Raw genomic sequence first — 20,089 nt, 5'->3', positions numbered from 1 at the left:
GCGGCCGACGGCAGGCACCGGGTCGGTGCGTACCTTCGAACGGTCAGCAGTGCTTCCCGGGTACGAGGCCGCTCGAGATCGAGTAGTCACCGGCGGCGCGGACTCGCACCTCGGTCCACCCGTCCGCGCCGGGTCGCACGCAGCCGTCCGGGCCACTCAGCGACAGCCAGCGCGACCACCGCACCCGGACCGGCACGTCACCGGGCGTCGCGGTCAGCCGGATCGAGGCGCGGTCGGCGGCGACGAACCGGCCCGGGGCCCCGACCAGCGGCGTCGGGTCGACCACCGCGTACATGCGCCAGGTCGGATCACTCCAGACCTCCCGCAGGTACGGCAGCCCGGCGCGGATCAGGGCGGCCTCGTCGCGGCCCCACCGGTCGGCGGGGGCGTCGGGGGCGAGCGCCACGTAGGTGACCGCCTCGTCGCGGAGCCACTGCTCGTAGGTCTGGGCGTTCAGGGTGCCGTCGTAGAACAGCGCGTTGCGGTCGGTGTCGACCTGGCGTTCCCAGCCGCGGGCGAGTGGCACGGTCGGCGGCAGGTACGCGGACTCCCAGTGGTCCCGCAGCGGCACCACCTCGACCCGCCCGACCGGTTGCCGCCGCTGGAGTTCCGCGACGAGCGGTTGGTGGAACTCCGCGGCGCTCTCCGCGGCGCCGGCCCTGGTGACGTCGCTCGTCATCACCGGGGACTGCCACCACACGGTCGCGGCGAGCAGCCCGGCCAGCCACGGCCCGGGCAGCGGGGCGTACCCGGCCAGCACGGGCAGCGCGAAGAGCAGCGGCAGGCGCAGCGCGTTGGAACCGATCGGGCTGGGCACGTAGTAGGCCCCGACCAGGAGCAGCACGGTGAGCACCGCGCCGACGCGCAGCACCCGGCGGCGACGCGGCAGCACGACCGCCACCAGCACGGCGAGCGCGACGTTGATCCGCATCGACTCGGCGGAGTACGGCTGGGTGCCTCCGTTGCCGAAGAACAACGCGATCGGCGCCAACGTGACAGCGGGTGCCACGGCCAGGACGACCCCCTCGGCCAGTGGTCGCTCCACCCGCCAGCCACCCGGCAGGTGACGGCCCGGCCCGTCACCGCGACGCAGGGCGACCAGCAGCAACGTCGCGCCGGCCAGCCCGGTGAACAGGCCGGCGACCGGGCTCGCCGCCGTCGCCAGGGCGGCGCAGCCGGCGGCGAGCGCCAGCCGGACCGGACGCGGGGGGCGTTCGGCGCTGACCGCGCAGAGCGCCAGCAGCCCGAACGTCAGCCCGACGGCGAAGGTGATCCGGCCGCTCGCCAGGTTGCCGACCAGCACCACGGCGCCGAGGACACCGGCCAGCAGCGGCCGACGCGCCCGGTTCCGGGTGAACAGCCAACCCAGCGCCGCCGCGCCGAGCACAGCGGCGATGGCCCCCAGCGGACGCACCCCGATCAGTGCGCCCAAACTGGCGGTGAAGAGGCTGTAGCCGTACTGGTTGACGCCGCCGTACCAGCCGAGGTCGATCGGCGTTGCACCGTAGCGGTCGGCGAACTCGGCGCGGGCCACCTGGGCCGCTAGGTCGGTGCCCATCGGCGGCGCGAGCAGGAACGCGACGGCGAGCACCACCGCGACGCCGGTGGCCACCGCCCAGACCACCTGCGGCGACCGCGTGGCCGGGCGGGTCGACGCGTCAGGCATTGAGGACGCGTTCCGTCGCGGCGCGCGAGCGGCGGCCGGTGCGCAGGTACTCGTCGAGGAACTCCCCCGGGTCGTCGCGGCCGAGCAGCCGGACCACGCCGGCCAACTCCACCCCGTGCCGGGGCAGTTGGTCGCCGGCCCGGCCCCGCACCAGCATCAACGCGTTGCGGACCTGCGCGGCCAGGGACCAGCCAGCGGCCATCTCCGCGGCGTCCGTCGGGTCGATCAGGCCGGCCCGCTCGGCGGCCGCGAGAGCATCGAGGGTACGCGTGCCGCGCAGCGCCGGATTCGCGCCGGCGTGCCGGAGCTGGACGAGTTGCACCGCCCATTCCACGTCGGCGAGCGCACCGCGACCCAGCTTGGTGTGGGTGGCTGGGTCGGCACCGCGCGGCAGTCGCTCGGTCTCCACCCGGGCCTTGATCCGGCGGATCTCGACGACCTGCTCGCGAGTCAGCCCGTCGGCCGGGTACCGCACCGGGTCGATCATCGCCTCGAACTCGGCGCCCAGGTCGGCGTCGCCGCAGACGAATCGGGCGCGCAGCAGTGCCTGCGCCTCCCACACCCGCGACCAGCGGGCGTAGTACGCCGCGTACGCGGCGAGGCTGCGAACCAGTGGACCCTGCCGGCCCTCCGGGCGCAGGTCGGCGTCGACGCCCAGCGGCGGATCGGGGGCGGGCACGCCGAGCAGTCGGCGCAGCTCCTCGGCGATCGCGTGCGCGGCGGCGCTGGCGGCGCTCTCGTTGGCCCCGGCGGGCGGGTCGTAGACGAAGAGCACGTCGGCGTCGGAGAGGTAGTTCGACTCGTACCCGCCGAGCCGGCCCATCCCGATCACCGCGAACCGCAGCCCTTCCGGAGCCGGCTGACTGGCCTGGGCGGCGCGCAGCGCGGCGGCCAGGGTGGCATCGGTGACGTCGGCGAGCGCCGTACCGACGTCGGTGACGTCGGCCAGCCCCGGGGCGGGCCGGTTCGCGCCGTCCGGCCGGGTCGGGCTTGGTGCCAGCGCGCCCGCCCGGCAGAGCAGGTCGGCGCAGGCCACCCGGACCAGCTCCCGACGCCGAAGCGCGCGCACCGCGCGAGTGGCCTCGACCGGGTCGGTGTGCCGGGCCGCCGCCGCGAGGAACCCCTCGCGGAGCACCTCGCTGGAACGCGGCGCCAGCTCGTTCTCCTCGGCCAGCAGCCGCAGCGCCTCCGGGTCGCGGGCGAGCAGGTCGGCGACGTACCGGGACAGGGCGAGGACCCGGGCCAGTCGACGGGCGACCGGGCCACCGTCGCGCAACAGCCGCAGATACCAGGGGGTGCTGCCCAGCTTGTCGGAGACCTTCCGGTAGTTGAGCAGCCCCCGGTCCGGCTCCGGCGCGTCGGCGAACTCGCTGAGCAGCACCGGCAGCAGCGTCCGCTGGATGGCCGCCGTACGACTCACCCCGCCGGTGAGCGCCTGCAGGTGGCGCAGCGCCCCGGCCGGGTCGGCGAAGCCGAGGATCTCCAGCCGGTGCCGGGCCGCCTCCGGGGTGAGCCGCAGCCCGTCGGCCGGCACCCGGGCGACCGACTCCAGCAGCGGCCGGTAGAGCAGTTTGGCGTGCAGCCGGCGTACCTCGGTGGCGTGGGTGACCCACTCGGCCCGGAAGCTCTCCACGGCGCTGCGCCCCGGCGCGGCCGTGAAGCCCAGCGCGGCGGCGAGCCAGCGCAGCGCGCCCGGCTCGGCGGGCACGGTGTGCGTACGGCGCAGGCCCTGCAGTTGGAGCCGGTGCTCGACGCTGCGCAGGAACCGGTAGCCGCGCAGCAGGGCCTCGCCGTCGGCCCGACCGACGTAGCCACCGGCGACGAGCGCCCGCAGGGCCGGGATGGTGCCGGGTGCGCGCAACAGCTCGTCACCGCGGCCGTGTACGAGTTGCAGCAGTTGGACGGCGAACTCGATGTCGCGCAACCCGCCGGGGCCACGCTTGATCTCGCGGTCCAGCTCCTTCGGCGGGATGTTGTCGATGATCCGGCGTCGCATGGCACGGACGTCCTCGACCGCCTCGGGTCGTTCGGCCGCCCGCCACACCAGCGGCGCGAGCTGGTCGATCCACTCCTGGGCCAGGGGCAGGTCCCCGGCGGCCGGGCGGGCCTTGAGCAGCGCCTGGAACTCCCAGGTGCGCGCCCACCGGCGGTAGTAGGCCAGGTGACTGGCGAGGGTCCGCACCAGTGGGCCGCGGTTGCCCTCGGGGCGCAGCGCGGCGTCCACCGGCCAGGCGACCAGCCCACAGATGTGGATCAGCCGGGTCGCCACCAGGGTCGCGGCGGACAGGTCGGAGTCCTCGGCGGCCACGAAGATGACGTCCACGTCCGAGACGTAGTTCAGCTCGCCGCCGCCGCACTTGCCCATCGCCACCACCGCGAGCCGGGGCCGCCCGGTGCCCTCCGCCAGCTCGGCGACGGCGATCTCGTACGCCGCGGCCAGCGTCGCGTCGGCCAGCGCGGACAGCGCGGCCATGGTCTGCTCCAGGCCGCGTCCGCCGGTCAGGTCGGCCGCCGCGATCCGCAGCAGCGCCAACCGGTACGCGGTCCGCAGCGCCGCCACCGGGTTGCCACCGTCGGTCGGCTCCAGCCGCCCCTCGGCGGTCGGGGCGAGCCCGTCCGGCGCGGTTCGCAGCGCCGCGCAGTGCTCGGGATGGGCCACCAGATGATCGCCGAGCGCCGACGACGCACCGAGCACCGCGATCAGCCGCCGCCGCAGCCCGGGATCGGTGTGCAGCTCCGTCAACAGCCGTGGCCCGGCGGTGACGCCGTCGGCGCGACGTTCGGCGCTGCCGTCGGCACGACGTTCCGCCTCGACGATGCGGTGCAGCTGACGCAGCGCCAGGTCCGGGTCGGCGGCCCGGGACAGCGCGGCGAGCAGTTCCGCGGCCACCTCGTCGACCGGCTCCTGCTCGACCGGCTGCCACAGGCGCAGCCCGTCCGGGCCGAGCAGGTCCGCGGCGCGCGCGCCGCCGTCGCCTTCGGCGGTGCCGAACCCGTACCGGGCGAGCCGGCCCGGTGCCCTGGTCGGCCGGCTCATCAGTGCCCGAGCAGCGGCAGGCCGCGTCGCGTCGTGCTGTCGTCCAACTCGCCGAGGGCCAGCGCGGCGAAGCGGGCGGCGAACGGCTGCCACACCTCCTCGACGTCGGCCAGCACCGACGAGCAGGCCGCGACCACCAGCTCCGGGTCGTAGCCCAGCTCGGCGAGTTGGGTCGAGTCGGCGGCCCAGTCGGCGATCATCGCGGTGTCGCACTCGATGTGGAACTGCAACCCCCACGCCCGGTCGCCGAGCCGGAACGCCTGGTGCGGGTAACGGGTGGACGCGGCCAACAGGGTGGCGCCCCGGGGCAGCTCGGTGATCTCGTCGGAGTGCCACTGGAGGACGTCCGGGATCAACGGCACGTACCGGAACAGCGGGTCGCCCTCGGCGGCGTCGCGCCGGCCGACCACGCCGGGGCCGATCTCCGGCCCGGACGGGCTCCGCTCGACCAGCCCGGCGTGCGCGGTGGCGAGCAGTTGCGCGCCCAGGCAGACGGCCAGGGTGGGCACCCGGTACCGGACCGCCTTGCGCAGCAGGCCTTCCACGGCGGGAAACCAGGGTGCGCCGGGCGAGCCGTCCGGCAGCGGGTACGCCTGTTGCTCGCCGCCGAGCACCACCAGCGCCGCGTACCCCTCCAGGTCGGCGGGGAGCTCGTCGCCGGCGTGCGGGCGAACCACCCACAGTTCCAGCCCAGCCTCGGTCAGCCACTCGCCCAGCCGACGCGCGTCGTTCGTCGGGTCGTTCTCGATCACCAGCGCGGTTGCCACCCGTCGAGGCTAGCCGGTGCACCGCCTGGTGCCACGCCCCGCCGTCCCGCCGGTGGGGCCGCTCGCCGGGTGCCGGCCCCGGATCCGGCCGGGTCGTTAGGCTCTGCGGTTGTGATCAGCGAGGACACCGCCGTCGTCCGCCCGCCCGTACTGCGACCAGGTGACACGGTCCTCCTGGTGTCACCGTCCGGGCCGACCTCGCCGGAGCGGGTGGCCCGGGGCATGGAACTGCTCATCGGTTGGGGTCTGCGGCCGGTGCCGGCACCGAACGTGTACGCCCGCCACGGCTACCTCGCCGGCACCGACGACCTGCGCGCCGCCGACCTGAACGCGGCCTTCGCCGACCCGCAGGTACGTGGGGTGATCTGCACCCGGGGCGGGTACGGCGCCCAGCGGATCGTGGACGCCATCGACATGGCCGCCGTCCGCCGCGACCCGAAGGTGGTGGCCGGCTTCTCGGACATCACCGCGCTGCAGTTCGCGCTCTGGCGGGGTGCCCGGCTGGCCGCTGTGCACGGCCCGGGGGCGGCCTGGCGGGACGAGCGGACCCCGCTGCGCTCCGCCGAGTCCCTGCACGCCGCGCTCATGACGACCGAGCCGGTGTCGATCACCGCGGTGCCCACCGAGGACACCTTCGACGTACGCGTCCCGGGCCGTGCAACCGGCACCCTGCTCGGCGGCAACCTGTGCCTGATCGCCGCGTCGATCGGCACACCGGACCTGCCCGACCTGACCGGTGCGGTGCTGTTGATCGAGGATGTGCAGGAGCCCCCGTACAAGGTCGACCGGATGCTCACCCACCTGCGCCGGGCCGGCGCGCTGGACGGGCTGGCCGGGGTGGCGGTCGGGCAGTTCACCGACTGCGGGGACGGCTGGGACACCACGATCGTCGACGTGCTCACCGAACGCCTCGGCGACCTGGGCGTACCGGTGCTCGGCGGTCTCCCCATCGGTCACGGCCCCGGCCAGTTGACCGTCCCCCTCGGCACCAGAGCGACCCTCGACGTCAACACCAACAACCTGACAGTGCAACCAGCAGTCCACTAACCCCCGCGCCCCACCCCACCCGCCCTGCCCCCCACCCCGGTGATCAAGAGGTTTGCGTCATTTCCGGGCCGGTTCCTGACGCGAACCTCTTGATCAACCGGGTCAGAGGGGGGTGGGTGGGGCGGGGGGTGGGGCGGTGGGTGGGGTTGGGGTCAGGTGGGCTACCGCGCCGATCTCCAGGGCGGCCCAGACGCCGTCGGGGGTGAGAGTGATGCCGTGCGGTTCGGCGTCCGGGGTGGGCAGGTCGTAGCCGTCGATCCGTCCGGTGGGATCGATGTGACCGATCCGGTTCGCACCCCACTCGGTGAACCAGACGCCGCCGGCCGGATCCGCCACGATCGCGTGCGGACGGGCCGACCGGTTCGGCAGCGCAAACTCGGTGATCCCGCCATCGGGGTCGACCCGACCGAGCTGACCGGCTGCGAGTTCCACGAACCAGATGGCACCGTCGCCGCCGAGGGTGAGGCCGACCGGGCCGGCGTTCTCGGTGGGCAACGGGTGCAGGGTCACCCCGCCGTCCAGGTCGATCCGGCCGATCGCGTTCGCCTGGTTGAGGGTGAACCAGAGGGCATCATCCGCACCGGTAGTGATCATCGAGGCGAACCCGCCGGTCACCGGCAGCGGGAACGCGGTGACCGTGCCGTCGGTGTCCACCCGGCCGATCGTGTCGGAGGTCATCCCGGCGTACCAGAGTGCGCCATCGGGGCCGGCGGCGATGCCACCCGGCCCGGCGCCGGCCGGCAGGGCGATCGTGCGCTGCTCGCCATCGACGGTGATCCGGCCGATCCGGTCGTCCCCGGAGCGAGTGAACCAGAGGGCGTCGTCCGGCCCCGTGGTGATGATCAGTGGGCGGCCACCGGCCGGATCCAGCGGGTAGGTGCGGACCGCGCCGTCAGCCCCCAGGCGGGCGATCTCACCGGCGTGGACAAGCGTCAGCCACAACGCGCCGTCCGGGCCGGCCGTGATGCCGTACGGGCCTGCGGCCGGCCCGGCCAGCGGAATCTCCCGAATCTCAACGGTCGTCACAAGCTGCGTCCTTTCGCCGGTGGATCACCAACCCTGACCGCCTGTCCTTTTCCACGCAACTCGTTTCACCGCCCGCGCCTCAATTGCCAGCCCGCTGACAGGTTCGCCACGGGTCGCACCCAGACTCCCTCGTCACCGTTGGTAACGACATCGCACGATGACCGAGAATCTGGAGGACAGCATGTCCCGCACCATCCGTAGGAAGCACCTGCTGGCCGGCCTGGCCACCGCCGGCGTCCTCGGCGCCGGGATCGCGGCCCCGACGATCGCATTCGCTGCGGACACCCCCGCGCCGACACCGAGCGCCAGCGCCGCCCCGGGAGCGGGAGCGAAGGCCGACCGGCAGGGTGAGCTCGCCGACGCGCTCGCCAAGGAGTTGGGCGTCCCGGCCGACAAGGTGACCGCCGCGCTGGAGAAGATCCGCGACCAGCACCGAGCCGACCGTCCGCAGCGGCCGTCCGGCGAGGACCGGCAGGCCGCGCTCAAGGAGCGGCTGGACCAGGCGGTCAAGGACGGCAAGCTCACCCAGGAACAGGCCGACGCGATCACCAAGGCCGTCGAGGCCGGCGTCTTCCCCGGCTCCGGCGGTCACCGCGGCCACCGCTGGCCGGGCGGTCACGGCGATCCCGCAGGCACGCCCAGCAAGTAACTCCACGAGTCCGCCTCCCCCGGGGCCGGGCTCGCCCGGCTTGCTCCACTCAACTTCGGCGATGTGGCGGCATCCGGGCACTCGGATACCGCCACATCGCTGATCTGGAGTCGATCACCGCCCCAAGGCGCGCCGGTCAGCCCGGCTCAGGCCACCAACCCGGCGCGGGAGGGTCAGTCCTGCTTGGGCGGGGGCGCGAACACGCCCAGGTGATTGCCGGCCGGGTCGAGCAGGTGGGCCAACGTGAGCCCGCTCGGTGCCGTACGCGCCGGCGCGAGCACCCGTCCGCCGGCCGCCTCGGCCTGCCGGCAGGTCTCCGCCACGTCGACGACCTCGGCGTAGAACACCGCGTAGTTCGGCGACGTCCCGTCGGTCGCCCGGATCGCCCCACCGATCCCGGCATCGCCACCGGCCCCGGTCACCCGGTAGGACCCGCCGTTGGCCGAGCCCTGCTCCTCGAAGGTCCAGCCGAACAGCTCCCCGTAGAAGCGCTCCGCCTCCTCCGGCCGGTCGGTGCCGATCTCGAACCACGTGATGGGTGTCGTGGACATGTACTGCCTCCAGAGTTTCCCGTGCCGGCCGTACGGCCGTCGTCTGGAGCAGTCTCGGGGGCGTCCACGACAGCGTCCTGTCGGTGTTTCCGGATCACCCGGCGGAGTTCCTCCCGGCCGGGCCACTCAGGACCCGCGCCGACACGTCTCAGACCAGGCTCAGCGGGCGGACCCGTTCGTGCGGGATGTCGAGATCCGTCGGGCGGAACTCCCGGACCACCACGTCGGGCAGCGCCCGGACGCTCCGGATCCGGTCGGTGCGGAAACACCGCAGCTCGTCGCGCAGTCGGCACCAGGCGAGCAGGTACCAGTGTCGGGCATTGCCGAGGTAACCGAGCGGCTCGACGTCACGGATCGAGGCGGCGCCGGCGCGGTCGGCGTACCCGATGCGCAGCACGCGCCGCGCGGCGACCGCGTCGGCGACGCTGGCCGGGACGGGCGTGGCCGGCCCGTCGCCGATCAGGTGTACGCGGCCGGCGAGCCGGTGCGCCTCGGCGGCGTCGGCCGCCGGCAGCACCGCCACCAGTTTGCGTAACGCGGTGGTGCCCGGCCCGGCGAACGGGGTGCCGGCGAGCCGGTGCAGCGCCACGGCCATCGCCACCGCCTCGGCGGCGGTCAGGTTGACCGGAGGCAGCGTGCGGGCGCGGTCCAGGACGTAGCCGCCGGTGCGCCCTGGCTCGGCCCAGATCGGCACCCCGGCTTCCTGTAGCGCGCCGATGTCCCGTTCGATGGTCCGGCTGCTCACCTCGAAGCGCGTGGCCAGCCAGCGGGCGCTGCGCGGCCGTGGCGACACCGCCCGCAGCTCCTCGACCAGCGCGTAGAGGCGGTCCGTGCGGTTCATGCCCGGCACGCTACGGCCGGGGTACGACGACCGGCAGCGGCAGCGCGCGAGCGTCAGCCCCTGCGGCTACAGCGCCAGGTAGCGCTGCCGCTCGTACGGGGTGACCTCACGGCGGTACTGCTCCCACTCGGCCCGCTTGTTGCGCAGGAAGAAGTCGAAGACGTGCTCGCCGAGCACCTCGGCGACCAGTTCGGAACCGGCCATCACGTCGATCGCCTCGGCGAGGTTCTCCGGCAGCGCTTCGTAGCCCATGGCACGCCGCTCCGCGCTGGTCAGCGACCAGACGTCGTCCTCGGCGCCCGGCGGCAGCTCGTACCCCTCCTCGATGCCCTTCATGCCGGCACCGAGCAGCACCGCGAAGGCCAGGTACGGGTTGGCCGCCGAGTCCGGCGAGCGGACCTCGACCCGGGCCGAGTTGGGCTTGCCGTACGCGGGGACCCGGACCAGCGCGGACCGGTTGAGGTGACCCCAGCAGACGTACGCGGGGCTCTCGGTGATCCGGTCCGGCAGGGCCTGCGGGAAGAGCCGCTTGTACGAGTTGACCCACTGGTTGGTGACCGCCGTGTATTCCCGGGCGTGCACCAGGAGGCCGGCGATGAACGACTTCGCCACCTTGGACAGCTTCATCGGGTCGCCGCCGTCGTGGAAGGCGTTGCGCTCCCCCTCGAACAGCGACAGGTGGGTGTGCATGCCACTGCCCGGCTGGTCGGTGAACGGCTTCGGCATGAAGCTGGCCTGCACACCGGTGGAGAGCGCCACCTCCTTGACCACGTGCCGGAAGGTCATGATGTTGTCGGCGGTGGTGAGCGCGTCGGCGTAGCGCAGGTCGATCTCCTGCTGGCCGGGCGCGACCTCGTGGTGGCTGAACTCCACCGAGATGCCGATGCGCTCCAGTGCCAGCACGCCCTGGCGGCGGAAGTCCCGAGCCACGGCGTGCGTGGTGTGCTCGAAGTAGCCACCGGTGTCGACCGGGGTGGGCACCGAGCCGTCCTGCGGGCCGTTCTCCAGCAGGAAGAACTCGATTTCGGGGTGGGTGTAGAAGGTGAAGCCCTTCTCGGCGGCCTTGGACAGCGCGCGGCGCAGCACGTGCCGGGGGTCGGCCCAGGAGGGACCGCCATCGGGCAGCAGGATGTCGCAGAACATCCGGGCGCTCTCGCCGCTGACCCCACCCTCGAAGGGGAACACCTGGAAGGTGGTCGGGTCGGGCATGGCCACCATGTCCGATTCGAAGACCCGAGCGAAGCCCTCGATCGCCGAGCCGTCGAAGCCGATGCCCTCTTCGAAGGCCGCCTCCAACTCGGCGGGGGCGACCGAGACGCTCTTGAGCGTGCCCAGCACGTCGGTGAACCACAGCCGGACGAACCGGATGTCCCGCTCTTCCAGCGTCCGGAGGACGAACTCCTGCTGACGGTCCACTTCCCCAACCCCTCGCGACACTCTGCTGTCCGCCTTGGCCGGGCTGCGCCCGACCTGATCGCCCAGTCTTACCGGGCCTGGTTACGCAGACGTTACGCGAACTGTCGCCGGCCGTCCCCTCGCATCCCGCCCGGCGTGCGCCTGCCCCGCCGTCGGCGAGCGCGCGCCGCCGCAGCGTGGCGGCCATCTCGTCCGAGGGTAAGGATTCCGCCCGGGAGGCTGGGGCAAGATGAGGACATGCCCACCCTGCGTCTCGCCCTGTCCCAGGTCAACCCGAGCGTCGGCGACCTCGCCGGAAATGCCGACCTGGTCCGCAGCTGGACTCGCCAGGCTGCCGATGCCGGTGCCCAGCTGGTGCTCTTCCCGGAAATGATGCTCACCGGTTACCCGGTCGAGGACCTGGTCTTCCGGCGCTCCTTCGTGGCCGCGTCCCGGGCCGCCCTGGAACGGCTCGCGGCCGACCTCGCCGCCGACGGCCTCGGCGAGCTGCCGGTGGTGGTCGGCTACCTGGACGCCGACGGGCCGCCGCAGGTCAGCGGGGACGCCGAGCCCGGCCGGGGCGCCCGCAACGCCGCCGCGCTGCTGCACCGGGGCGTCGTTGCCGCCCGCTACTTCAAGCACCACCTGCCCAACTACGGGGTCTTCGACGAGGACCGGTACTTCATCTCCGGCGACACCCTGACCGTGGTGCGGATCGGCGGCGTGGACGTCGCGCTGACCATCTGCGAGGACCTGTGGCAGGCCGGCGGCCCGTTCGCCGCCGCCCGGCAGGCCGGCGTCGGCCTGGTGGTCAACATCAACGGCTCGCCGTACGAGCTGAACAAGGACGACATCCGGTTGCCGCTGGTCCGCCGCCGGGCCGCCGAGGCGGGCGCCGCCATCGCGTACGTCAACATGATCGGCGGGCAGGACGAGCTGGTCTTCGAGGGCGACTCGATGATCGTGAGCGCCGACGGTGAGCTGCTCACCCGGGCCCCGCAGTTCGTCGAGCACCTGCTCGTGCACGACGTCGAGCTTCCGGCCGCCACCGCCGCGACGACCACGGAGACCGTCGCGGACGGCATGCGGGTCGTCCGCAGCGCGTTGGACGGCATTCCGCCCGCGCCGTCCGGCCCGGCCGCCACCGGCGGGATGATCGAGCCGGTGGCCGACGAGGCCGAGGTGTGGCAGGCGCTGGTGCTCGGCCTGCGCGACTACGTCAACAAGAACCGTTTCCCGTCGGTGGTGCTCGGTCTCTCCGGCGGCATCGACTCGGCGGTGGTGGCCGCGCTGGCCGTCGACGCGCTGGGACCGGACCGGGTGGTCGGGGTGTCGCTGCCCAGCCAGCACTCCTCCGAGCACTCCCGGGAGGACGCGGCCGACCTGGCCAAGCGCACCGGCCTGGATTACCGCGTCGAGCCCATCCAACCGATGGTGGACGGTTTCCTGGCCAACCTGTCGCTGTCCGGGGTGGCCGTGGAGAACCTGCAGGCCAGGGTTCGCGGCGTGATCCTGATGGCGCTGTCGAACCAGGAGGGCCACCTGGTGCTGACCACCGGCAACAAGAGCGAGCTGGCGGTCGGTTACTCCACCCTGTACGGCGACTCGGTGGGCGGCTTCAACCCGGTCAAGGACGTCTGGAAGACGCTGATCTGGCGACTCGCGAAGTGGCGCAACAGGGACGCGGAACGGCGCGGTGAGGCCGCCCCGATCCCGGAGAACTCGATCGGCAAGCCACCGAGCGCCGAGCTGAGCCCGGGCCAACTCGACAGCGACAACCTGCCCGACTACGACGTACTCGACCCGATCCTGATCGGGTACGTCGACGGCGACCTCGGCCGCGACGGGCTGGTCGAGTCGGGTCACGACCCGGCGGTGGTGGACAAGGTGCTGCGGCTGGTGGATACCGCCGAGTACAAGCGGCGGCAGTCGGCGCCGGGCACGAAGATCTCCATGAAGGCGTTCGGCCGGGACCGCCGCCTGCCGATCACCAACCGGTGGCGCGAGCACGGCTGAGCCGTACCCGTGGGGCGTCGGGTCGGTGGGACGGCCCGGCGCCGCCGCGCGGACCGCTCGCAGCGGCCTCGCCGTGGCTTCCGCGGCGGCCTCGTCGGGCTTCCGCGGCGGCCTCGCCGGGCTTTCCTGCGGCCTCGCCGGGGAGTGACATCCTGCACTGGGCTCTGCCGTCACCCCGTCCTGCGGTGCGACGATCGCGACAGAACCCGGGGACCGCGCAGGCGGCCTCGAGGAAGGGAGACAGAGATGGTGGAGTCCACTCCGAACGAGGTGACCGCGCTGTACGGCGGACCGGCCACCCGTCGGGTCCGCACCCGCGACCTGATCGCCGCCAAGGAGCGCGGCGAACGGTGGCCGATGCTCACCTCGTACGACCAGTACACGGCGTCGATCTTCGACCAGGCCGGCATCCCGGTGCTGCTGGTCGGCGACTCGGCCGCGAACAACGTCTTCGGCTACGAGACGACACTGCCGGTCACCGCCGACGAACTGCTCCCGCTGGTGCGGGCCGTGGTGCGGGCGACCCGGCAGGCACTGGTCGTCGGTGACCTGCCGTTCGGCTCGTACGAGGAGGGCCCGGCCCAGGCGCTGCGCACCGCCGTCCGGTTCATGAAGGAGGGCGGCTGCCACGCGGTTAAACTGGAGGGTGGCCGCCGCTGCGCGGCGCAGATCGCCGCGATCGTCGGTGCCGGCATTCCGGTGATGGCGCACATCGGATTCACCCCGCAGAGCGAACACACGCTGGGCGGCTACCGCGTCCAGGGCCGGGGCGACACGGCCGACGAGGTGCTCGCCGACGCACGGGCGGTGCTGGAGGCGGGCGCGTTCGCGGTGGTGCTGGAAATGGTGCCCGGCGAGGTGGCCAAGCGGATCACCCACGAACTGCCGATCCCCACGGTCGGCATCGGCGCCGGCCCGGACACCGATGCGCAGGTGCTGGTCTGGCAGGACATGGCCGGATTGCGCACCGGCAAGGCGCCGCGCTTCGTCAAGCGGTACGCGGACCTGGCCGGCGCCCTCACCGATGCCACCCGCCGTTTCGCCGACGAGGTCCGAGGCGGCGAGTTCCCGACCGCCGAGCACACCTTCTAGAGCAGGTTTCATAAGGACGGTCGAGCCGAGGCGGAGTCGGGGCGGTTATCCGGGTCCGCCGCAGGCCGGCCAGTTCTTGTGAAACAGGCCCTGGAGCTGCAGCGGCAGGGCCGTCGGCCACGGATGTTCCCGTGTGACCGGCCGGCCCCGCCGCCCAAGCTGGCGGCGAGCGGCCGATCGATCACGACAACTGAATTTGTCGTACGTGTGTTCTAATCTCGGGTCATGGTCGAGGAGTTGGCGCAGGCAGACGACGCCGTCGCCGCCTGCGTCGACGCCGCCACCTGGGCCCTGGCCGAGCACGAGCTGATCGCCGCGCTCGACGCCGCGCACCGCCTGCAGCAACGCCTCGCCGACACCACTCTTGCCCTGGTCCGCGAGCTCGACGGCCGCGGCACCGCCCGCGCCCAGGGCGCCTCCAGCACTGCGGTCTGGCTGCGCGACCGGCTCCGGCTCACCGTCCCCGCCGCCCGCCGGCTCGTCGACCTCGCCACCGCGCTCGACACCGGCAACCCAGGGGTACGACAAGCGCTGACCAACGCCGACATCACCCTCGACCAGGCCCGGGTCATCGCCGACACCGTCACCACCGTGCACACCGCCGCCGGCCCGGAGGCCGCCGACAAGGCCGTCGGTGTGCTCGTCGACTGGGCCGGGCAGTTCGACCCCACCCTGCTGCGCAAACTCGGCACCCGCATCCTCGACCACGTCGCCCCCGACATCGCCGACGCCGCAGCCGCCCTGCAAGCCGACGCCGCCCGCACCACCCACGACCGACACCTCACGATCTCCGAGCAGACCAGCGGCCGCCTGCGACTCACCGGCACCCTCGACGCCGAGACCGCCGGCCTGCTGCGCGCCGCCATCGACCCGCTGACCGCACCATCCGGGCCTGACGACCAGCGCTCCCCCGGGCAACGCCGCCACGACGCCCTCGCCGACCTCTGCCGGCTCAGCCTGCGCACCGGCGAGCTACCCGAACACGGCGGCGAACCCGCGCAGATCGTCGTCACCACCAGCTACGACCGCCTCGTCCGACGACTCGACACCGGCACCCCCGACACCGGCACCCCCGACACCGGCACCCCCGACGCGGGCGTCCTCGACACCGGCACCCTTGACACCGGCCTCCGCCTCACCCCGGAAACGGTGCGGCGGCTTGCCTGCGACGCCACGATCCTCCCCGCCGTGCTCGGCGGCAACGGCCAACCACTCGACGTCGGCCGACAACGACGCCTCATCACCGGCCCACTACGCCGCGCCCTCGTCCTACGCGACCGCGGCTGCGCCTTCCCCGGCTGCGACCGACCACCCCGCTGGTGCGACGCCCACCACATCCACCACTGGGCCGACGGCGGCCCGACGTGTCTGGCTAACGCGGTCCTGCTCTGCGGCCACCACCACCGCCACCTCCACCACAGCGACTGGACCGTCCACCTCGCCAACGACGGCCACCCCAAATTCACCCCACCCGCCTGGCTCGACCCCGAACAACTCCCCCGCCGCAACCACTACCACCGACGCAGATGAGAACGACCGGCAGAGAGCGATCACCCGCGTCGGGCCGGCGAGCGGCGACCTCGGGACAACCCTCACCACAGCCGAGCAGCCAGGCGATGGCGGGGAGCCCACGCGGGCATCCACCTCGGGCCGTCGGCAGTCGCCGGAGCGGCGGCGCGGGCACGCCGGTTCGCCACGTGGAGCGCCATCTCGCCACAGCCGGCCGACCACACGTGGTCTGTGGGCGGGGCTGGGGAGCTGGTCAGATGTCGGTGACGCGGACGCCGGCGTGTGCCTTGTAGCGCTTGTTGATGGCGATCAGGTTGGCGGTGAACGCCTCGATCTGGTGGGCGTTGCGCAACCGGCCGGCGTAGATGCCGCGCATTCCGGGGATCCGGGCGGCGAGCGCGCCGACCACGTCGACCAACTCGCGGTCCTCGGTGCAGATCAGCACGTCCAGGTCGATCCGGTCGATTTCCGGGTCGGCCAGCAGCGGTGCACTGACGTGGTTGAACGCCGCGCAGACCCGGGATTCGGGCAGCAACGCGGCGGCCTGCTGCACGGCGCTGCCCTCGGCGACGGTCAACGCGTACGGGCCCTGCTTGTCGAAGCCGAGCGGGTTGACGCAGTCGACGACGATCCGGCCGGCGAGCGGCTCGGCAAGGGCGGCGACGGTGGCGGCGTGCCCGTCCCACGGCACCGCGATGATCACCACGTCGCTACGGCGGGCCACCTCGTCGTTGGCCGCACCGGTGACGCTGCCGTCGGCGGGAATCCCGGGCAGGGCGGCGATCTCGGCCGCGGACTCGGCGGCCCGCTCAGCGGACCGAGAGCCGATCAGCACCGTCTGCCCAGCCCGCGCGAACCGGTAGGCGAGACCGCGCCCCTGGTCGCCGGTGCCACCGATGATGCCGACCGTCAGTTCAGACACGTCGGGCAGCGTGCTCGCGTCGTATGCCATGGGTTCATCCTCGCAAACCGCCAGCTCGGCAGGAGCGCCGAGCGCTGTGACAATCCCCGCTGCCCCGGCGGACCGACCAGGCCCGGACCCGGCAGCGGAAACGCGACCGGGTCAGGCCAGCTCGAACAGGACTGTGCGGGCCGCCGGGTCGGCGGTGACGAGTCGGACCCGGACCCGTTCGCCGAGCGGCAGTTGCCCGAGGCATCGGCCGCGTACCGGCGGGGCGTCCAGCGCTACCGTGCCGCCGGGCGGTCGGGGGCGGGACCGGCCGTTGGGCGGGGCGTCGACGTCCAGAACGGCCGCCTCGAACGTCTCGCCCACCCGGTCCGCCAGCAACACCGCCTCGGCCAGTTCGACGGCGCCCCGGGCGGCCGCCGACGCGGTCCGGTCGGTGCTCGCCATCACCTCGGGCAGCCGGGGCAGCGCGGCGTGGGCCCAGTCGGGCACCGGCCGGCCCGCGTGCAGGGCCAGGCAGACCTCTGTGGCGTACCGGTCGGCCAGGCGTCGCAACGGTGCCGTGACGTGGGCGTACGCGGCTGCCACCCCGCCGTGCTCCGGGTGCTCCGGCGGCGTCCCGTCGAATGCGGTGTACGCGGCGCCGCGCATCAGCTCGGCCGCCTGGTCGATGAACGCGGCGGCGCGTGGTTGCGCCGCGTCCAGGTTGGCGATCACCTGCCCCGCGTGGACGCCGTCCGGCCAGTGCACGCCCAGCGGTGCGGCGGCGGCCCGTAGGCGCTGCACCGCCTCCGGTTTCGGCGCCGGCATGGTACGCAGCACGCCGACCCGGCCGGCCAGCATGATGTCGGCGGCCGCCATCCCGGTCAACAGGGAGATCTGGGCGTTGTGCTCCTCCATCGGTGCCGGCGCGCGCAGCACCAGCCGCCAGCCCTCGCCGTCGGGCTCCAGATCCTGCTCGGGCAGCGGAAGGTTGATGGCCCCGCGCCGCAGCCCTCGGGCCGTGAGCCGGTCGCCGATCTCGGGCAGCAGCGCGATCGGGTCGGGTAGCCGACCGGCGTCGGCTGCGGCCTGCACTCCGGTGTAGTCGAGTTTGGCCCGGCTGCGGACCAGGGCGCGTTCCAGCTCCACGGCCACCGTGCCGCCGTCGGCGTCCAGGTCGATGGTCCAGATCACCGCCGCCCGGTCGTCGTCGGGCAGCAGACTCGCGGCACCCTCGCTGAGGGTCCGTGGATGCAACGGCACGTTCCCATCGGGCAGGTAGATGGTCTGCCCCCGCCGCCAGGTCTCCGCCTCCAGGGCGCCGCCCGGGGTGACGTGCGCGGCGACGTCGGCGATGGCGTACCGCACCCGGTAGCCGCCACCTGGGCGGCGGGCGAGGTGCATCGCCTGGTCCAGGTCGCGGGAGGTCGCCGGATCGACCGTGACGAACGGTACGTCGGTGCGGTCGACGGGCGGCCGGGGCGGTGCGGCGGCAGCCTCGTCGGCCTCACGCTGAGCGTCCGTCGGAAAACTCTCGGGCAGGCCGAGCTCGCGGCGCAGCGCGCCGAAGTCGATGCGGGGCGCGAGTACGCGTCGGATGACCACGGGGTCAATCCTGACAGCGCCGCGGGTGATCCGCTTCCGGTGACCGGCCGAGAAATCCGACCGGCCCACCAACCGGGTGGGTGGACGTGACCCGCTTACTCAGCCAGTGGCCTTCCGGGCGGTGCTGCGCGTACCCCGGGGGGTGGTGGCTCGTGCGGCCACCGGGCGGGCCGGCGACTTACGAGCGGTCACCTTGCGGGCCGGCGCCTTGGCCGCGACGGTCTTCTTCGCGGGGGCCTTCTTCGCCGCCGCCTTACGCACGGTGGTCGAGGAGGTGCCCGTCACCTTCGCGGCCGGGGCCTTCTTCGCCGGTGCCTTGCGGGCGCCGCCGCTGGGGCGGGTGGACGCGGTCTTCTTCGCCGGCGCCTTCTTGGCGGCGGCCTTCGTCGCGACCGTCTTCTTCACCGCTGTCTTCCTGACGGTGGACGACTTGGTCGCGGTCTTGCGCGCTGGCGCCTTGGTCGCGGTGGCGGTCTTGCGCGCCGGGGCCTTCGTCGCGGTGGTGGTCTTACGCGCTGACGCCTTCGCCGCGGCGGTGGTCTTCTTCGCCGCCGCGGTCGTGGTCTTCCTGGCCGCGCTCACCGTCTTCTTCGCCGTACCGGTGGTCTTCTTCGCGGCGGCGGTGGTCTTCCCCGCCGTCGACGCCGGGGTCCGCTTGGCGGTGGCGGTCGTCTTGCGGGTGGCGGTCGACGTCTTCGCCGGTGCCTTCTTGGCCGCGGTGGACGCCTTCGTGGTGGCCTTGGTGGTGGCCTTCTTCGCGGGAGCCTTCGTCGCCGCCGTGGTGGTCTTCCTCGCCGGCGCGCGCCCCGCGCCGCCGGCAGCCTTCCTGGCCGGGGCCTTCGCCGCCTTCGCACCCGCGGTGGACTTGCGGACGGGAGTGGTCCGGCTCGCCGCCGTGTTCCGCTCCGCGGCGGCGGTCTTCTTCGCGGTGGTGCGTCGGGCGGCCGGGCGGGTGGTGGCCTGCTGTGCTTCGGCCATCGTGGTTCCCTCCTTGGGGACGTGCTCTCGCGTGCGTCCTCGCGGAGCACGAAATACCTCGGCACGGGCCGTCCCGCGCCGCCTACTTGTCCTCCCCGGCCCAACGAGCGTCCTCGGCATCCCACGCCTCGTTCCGCTCCTGCACTCGCTGCAGGGCGTTCTCCGCGTCGGCCGCCGAGTCGTACGGGCCGAGAACGTGCTTTGCCGGGCACACGTCGGCGTCCGTCTCGACCCGGTGGTGCCGGGTGCACCAGTAGAACTGCCCACCACGTCCGCTGTCGCTCATGGGAATCACTGTGCACTGGGAACCGACCGGCCGCCACCGGATCGCGCAAGTCGCCGACCTTCTCCACAGTAGATATGCATGCCGCGCGCCGGAGCGAAACACCGAAATAGGGGCAAAGCAATCAGCAGTTCCGGCGCATGGTGTTTCCGCCGTACCGTCGCCTGCTCGGGCTGACCCGCGCGACGCCGCCGCGCGTCGGCGCTGGCCGTGGGGGCGCGGCCTATGATCGCCGGATGGCGGTACCGGACTACATCGTGGCAATGCGCAAGCACGTCGGCCACGACCTGCTCTGGCTGCCCAGCGTCAGCGCGGTGGTCCGCAACGACGCCGGGGAGCTGCTGCTCGGTCAGCGTGCCGACGACGGGCGCTGGTCGGTGATCAGCGGCTTCGTCGAGCCGGGCGAGCAGCCGGCCAGCGCGCTGGTCCGCGAGGTGCGGGAGGAGACGGGCCTGGACGTGGCGCCGGTGCGGATGTCCAGCGCCGTCTCGCACCCGCACACCTACCCCAACGGGGACCGTTGCGAATACCTCAACCTGGGCTTCCTGTGCCGCCTGGTGGCCGGCACCGCCCGGGTCAACGACGACGAGTCGCTGGCCGTGCGGTGGTTCCCGCTGGACCGGCTGCCCGAGTTGGACAAGCACGCTCTGCTGGTCATCGCCTACGCGCTGCGCGAGAACACGTTGACCGGTTACCTGGAGCCGGGCACGACGTGGGACGACGTGCCCGACTGAGCTA

At 73.2% G+C, this 20,089-nt stretch carries 17 protein-coding genes; 6 read left to right on the top strand and 11 right to left on the bottom strand.

What is annotated here, in order from left to right:
• Positions 1-43: 43 nt before the first annotated feature.
• Genes C7C45_RS22875 through C7C45_RS22865 form a run of 3 tightly spaced genes read right to left on the bottom strand, consistent with a single transcriptional unit; the run spans position 44 to position 5,470 of the window.
• Positions 44-1,666 carry a hypothetical protein gene (locus C7C45_RS22875; protein WP_110565733.1) on the bottom strand — a complete coding sequence of 541 codons (1,623 nt, stop codon included), beginning with the start codon at positions 1,664-1,666 and terminating at the stop codon, positions 44-46.
• Positions 1,659-4,703 carry a bifunctional [glutamine synthetase] adenylyltransferase/[glutamine synthetase]-adenylyl-L-tyrosine phosphorylase gene (locus tag C7C45_RS22870; RefSeq protein WP_110565732.1) on the bottom strand — a complete coding sequence of 1,015 codons (3,045 nt, stop codon included), beginning with the start codon at positions 4,701-4,703 and terminating at the stop codon, positions 1,659-1,661. The genes C7C45_RS22875 and C7C45_RS22870 overlap by 8 nt, the downstream gene beginning before the upstream one ends.
• Complete coding sequence (locus C7C45_RS22865; protein ID WP_110565731.1) at positions 4,703-5,470, bottom strand: type 1 glutamine amidotransferase; 768 nt, start codon at positions 5,468-5,470, stop codon at positions 4,703-4,705. Before C7C45_RS22865 ends, C7C45_RS22870 begins: the two co-directional genes overlap by 1 nt.
• A gap of 111 nt (positions 5,471-5,581) precedes the next feature.
• On the opposite strand from C7C45_RS22865, the gene C7C45_RS22860 reads away from it, so the two are divergent.
• On the top strand, positions 5,582-6,517 hold the full coding sequence (locus C7C45_RS22860; RefSeq protein WP_110565730.1) for a S66 peptidase family protein: 936 nt from the start codon (positions 5,582-5,584) through the stop codon (positions 6,515-6,517).
• A 102-nt stretch (positions 6,518-6,619) separates the two neighbouring features.
• On the opposite strand, the gene C7C45_RS22855 is transcribed toward C7C45_RS22860, so the two are convergent.
• Positions 6,620-7,543, bottom strand: a complete 924-nt coding sequence (locus C7C45_RS22855) for a Vgb family protein (protein WP_110565729.1) — start codon at positions 7,541-7,543, stop codon at positions 6,620-6,622.
• A gap of 181 nt (positions 7,544-7,724) precedes the next feature.
• On the opposite strand from C7C45_RS22855, the gene C7C45_RS22850 reads away from it, so the two are divergent.
• Positions 7,725-8,192: a hypothetical protein gene (locus tag C7C45_RS22850; RefSeq protein ID WP_110565778.1), complete on the top strand. Its 468-nt coding sequence runs from the start codon at positions 7,725-7,727 to the stop codon at positions 8,190-8,192.
• Positions 8,193-8,365: 173 nt separating this feature from the next.
• Here C7C45_RS22850 and C7C45_RS22845 read toward each other — a convergent pair whose 3' ends face one another.
• The 3 genes from C7C45_RS22845 to glnA form a co-directional block, all read right to left on the bottom strand.
• Positions 8,366-8,743 carry a VOC family protein gene (locus C7C45_RS22845; RefSeq protein ID WP_110565728.1) on the bottom strand — a complete coding sequence of 126 codons (378 nt, stop codon included), beginning with the start codon at positions 8,741-8,743 and terminating at the stop codon, positions 8,366-8,368.
• Between the two features lie 148 nt (positions 8,744-8,891).
• Positions 8,892-9,584 (bottom strand): helix-turn-helix transcriptional regulator, encoded by a 693-nt coding sequence (locus C7C45_RS22840; protein WP_110565727.1) that lies wholly within the window; start codon positions 9,582-9,584, stop codon positions 8,892-8,894.
• Positions 9,585-9,650: 66 nt separating this feature from the next.
• Positions 9,651-11,000, bottom strand: a complete 1,350-nt coding sequence (glnA, locus tag C7C45_RS22835; RefSeq protein WP_110565726.1) for a type I glutamate--ammonia ligase — start codon at positions 10,998-11,000, stop codon at positions 9,651-9,653.
• A 237-nt stretch (positions 11,001-11,237) separates the two neighbouring features.
• Here glnA and C7C45_RS22830 point away from each other — a divergent pair, with 237 nt between their 5' ends.
• From C7C45_RS22830 to C7C45_RS22820, 3 genes are all read left to right on the top strand, one after another.
• Positions 11,238-12,995 (top strand): NAD+ synthase, encoded by a 1,758-nt coding sequence (locus C7C45_RS22830; protein ID WP_110565725.1) that lies wholly within the window; start codon positions 11,238-11,240, stop codon positions 12,993-12,995.
• 246 nt (positions 12,996-13,241) lie between these two features.
• Positions 13,242-14,087, top strand: coding sequence for a 3-methyl-2-oxobutanoate hydroxymethyltransferase (gene panB / locus C7C45_RS22825; protein ID WP_110565724.1), 846 nt, complete (start codon positions 13,242-13,244; stop codon positions 14,085-14,087).
• Positions 14,088-14,312: 225 nt separating this feature from the next.
• Entirely contained in the window at positions 14,313-15,617 is a 1,305-nt protein-coding gene (locus C7C45_RS22820; protein WP_110565723.1) for an HNH endonuclease signature motif containing protein, read from the top strand.
• A 232-nt stretch (positions 15,618-15,849) separates the two neighbouring features.
• On the opposite strand, the gene npdG is transcribed toward C7C45_RS22820, so the two are convergent.
• The 4 genes from npdG to C7C45_RS22800 all read right to left on the bottom strand — a co-directional run bounded on the left by npdG (position 15,850) and on the right by C7C45_RS22800 (position 19,354).
• Positions 15,850-16,548, bottom strand: a complete 699-nt coding sequence (gene npdG / locus C7C45_RS22815; RefSeq protein WP_110565722.1) for an NADPH-dependent F420 reductase — start codon at positions 16,546-16,548, stop codon at positions 15,850-15,852.
• Between the two features lie 111 nt (positions 16,549-16,659).
• Entirely contained in the window at positions 16,660-18,090 is a 1,431-nt protein-coding gene (locus C7C45_RS22810; protein WP_110565721.1) for an RNB domain-containing ribonuclease, read from the bottom strand.
• A 99-nt stretch (positions 18,091-18,189) separates the two neighbouring features.
• Positions 18,190-19,068: a histone gene (locus C7C45_RS35555; protein ID WP_110565720.1), complete on the bottom strand. Its 879-nt coding sequence runs from the start codon at positions 19,066-19,068 to the stop codon at positions 18,190-18,192.
• 82 nt (positions 19,069-19,150) lie between these two features.
• A complete protein-coding gene (locus tag C7C45_RS22800) occupies positions 19,151-19,354 on the bottom strand; it encodes a hypothetical protein (RefSeq protein ID WP_088988287.1) in 204 nt (67 codons plus the stop codon).
• Between the two features lie 233 nt (positions 19,355-19,587).
• On the opposite strand from C7C45_RS22800, the gene C7C45_RS22795 reads away from it, so the two are divergent.
• Entirely contained in the window at positions 19,588-20,085 is a 498-nt protein-coding gene (locus C7C45_RS22795) for an NUDIX hydrolase (protein WP_110565777.1), read from the top strand.
• Positions 20,086-20,089: the final 4 nt, after the last annotated feature.

The organism is Micromonospora arborensis, from assembly GCF_003205615.1.
GTDB lineage: Bacteria > Actinomycetota > Actinomycetes > Mycobacteriales > Micromonosporaceae > Micromonospora > Micromonospora arborensis.
The sequence above is the reverse complement of the archived record's forward strand: the minus strand, read 5'-3'. Positions and strand labels throughout refer to the sequence as shown.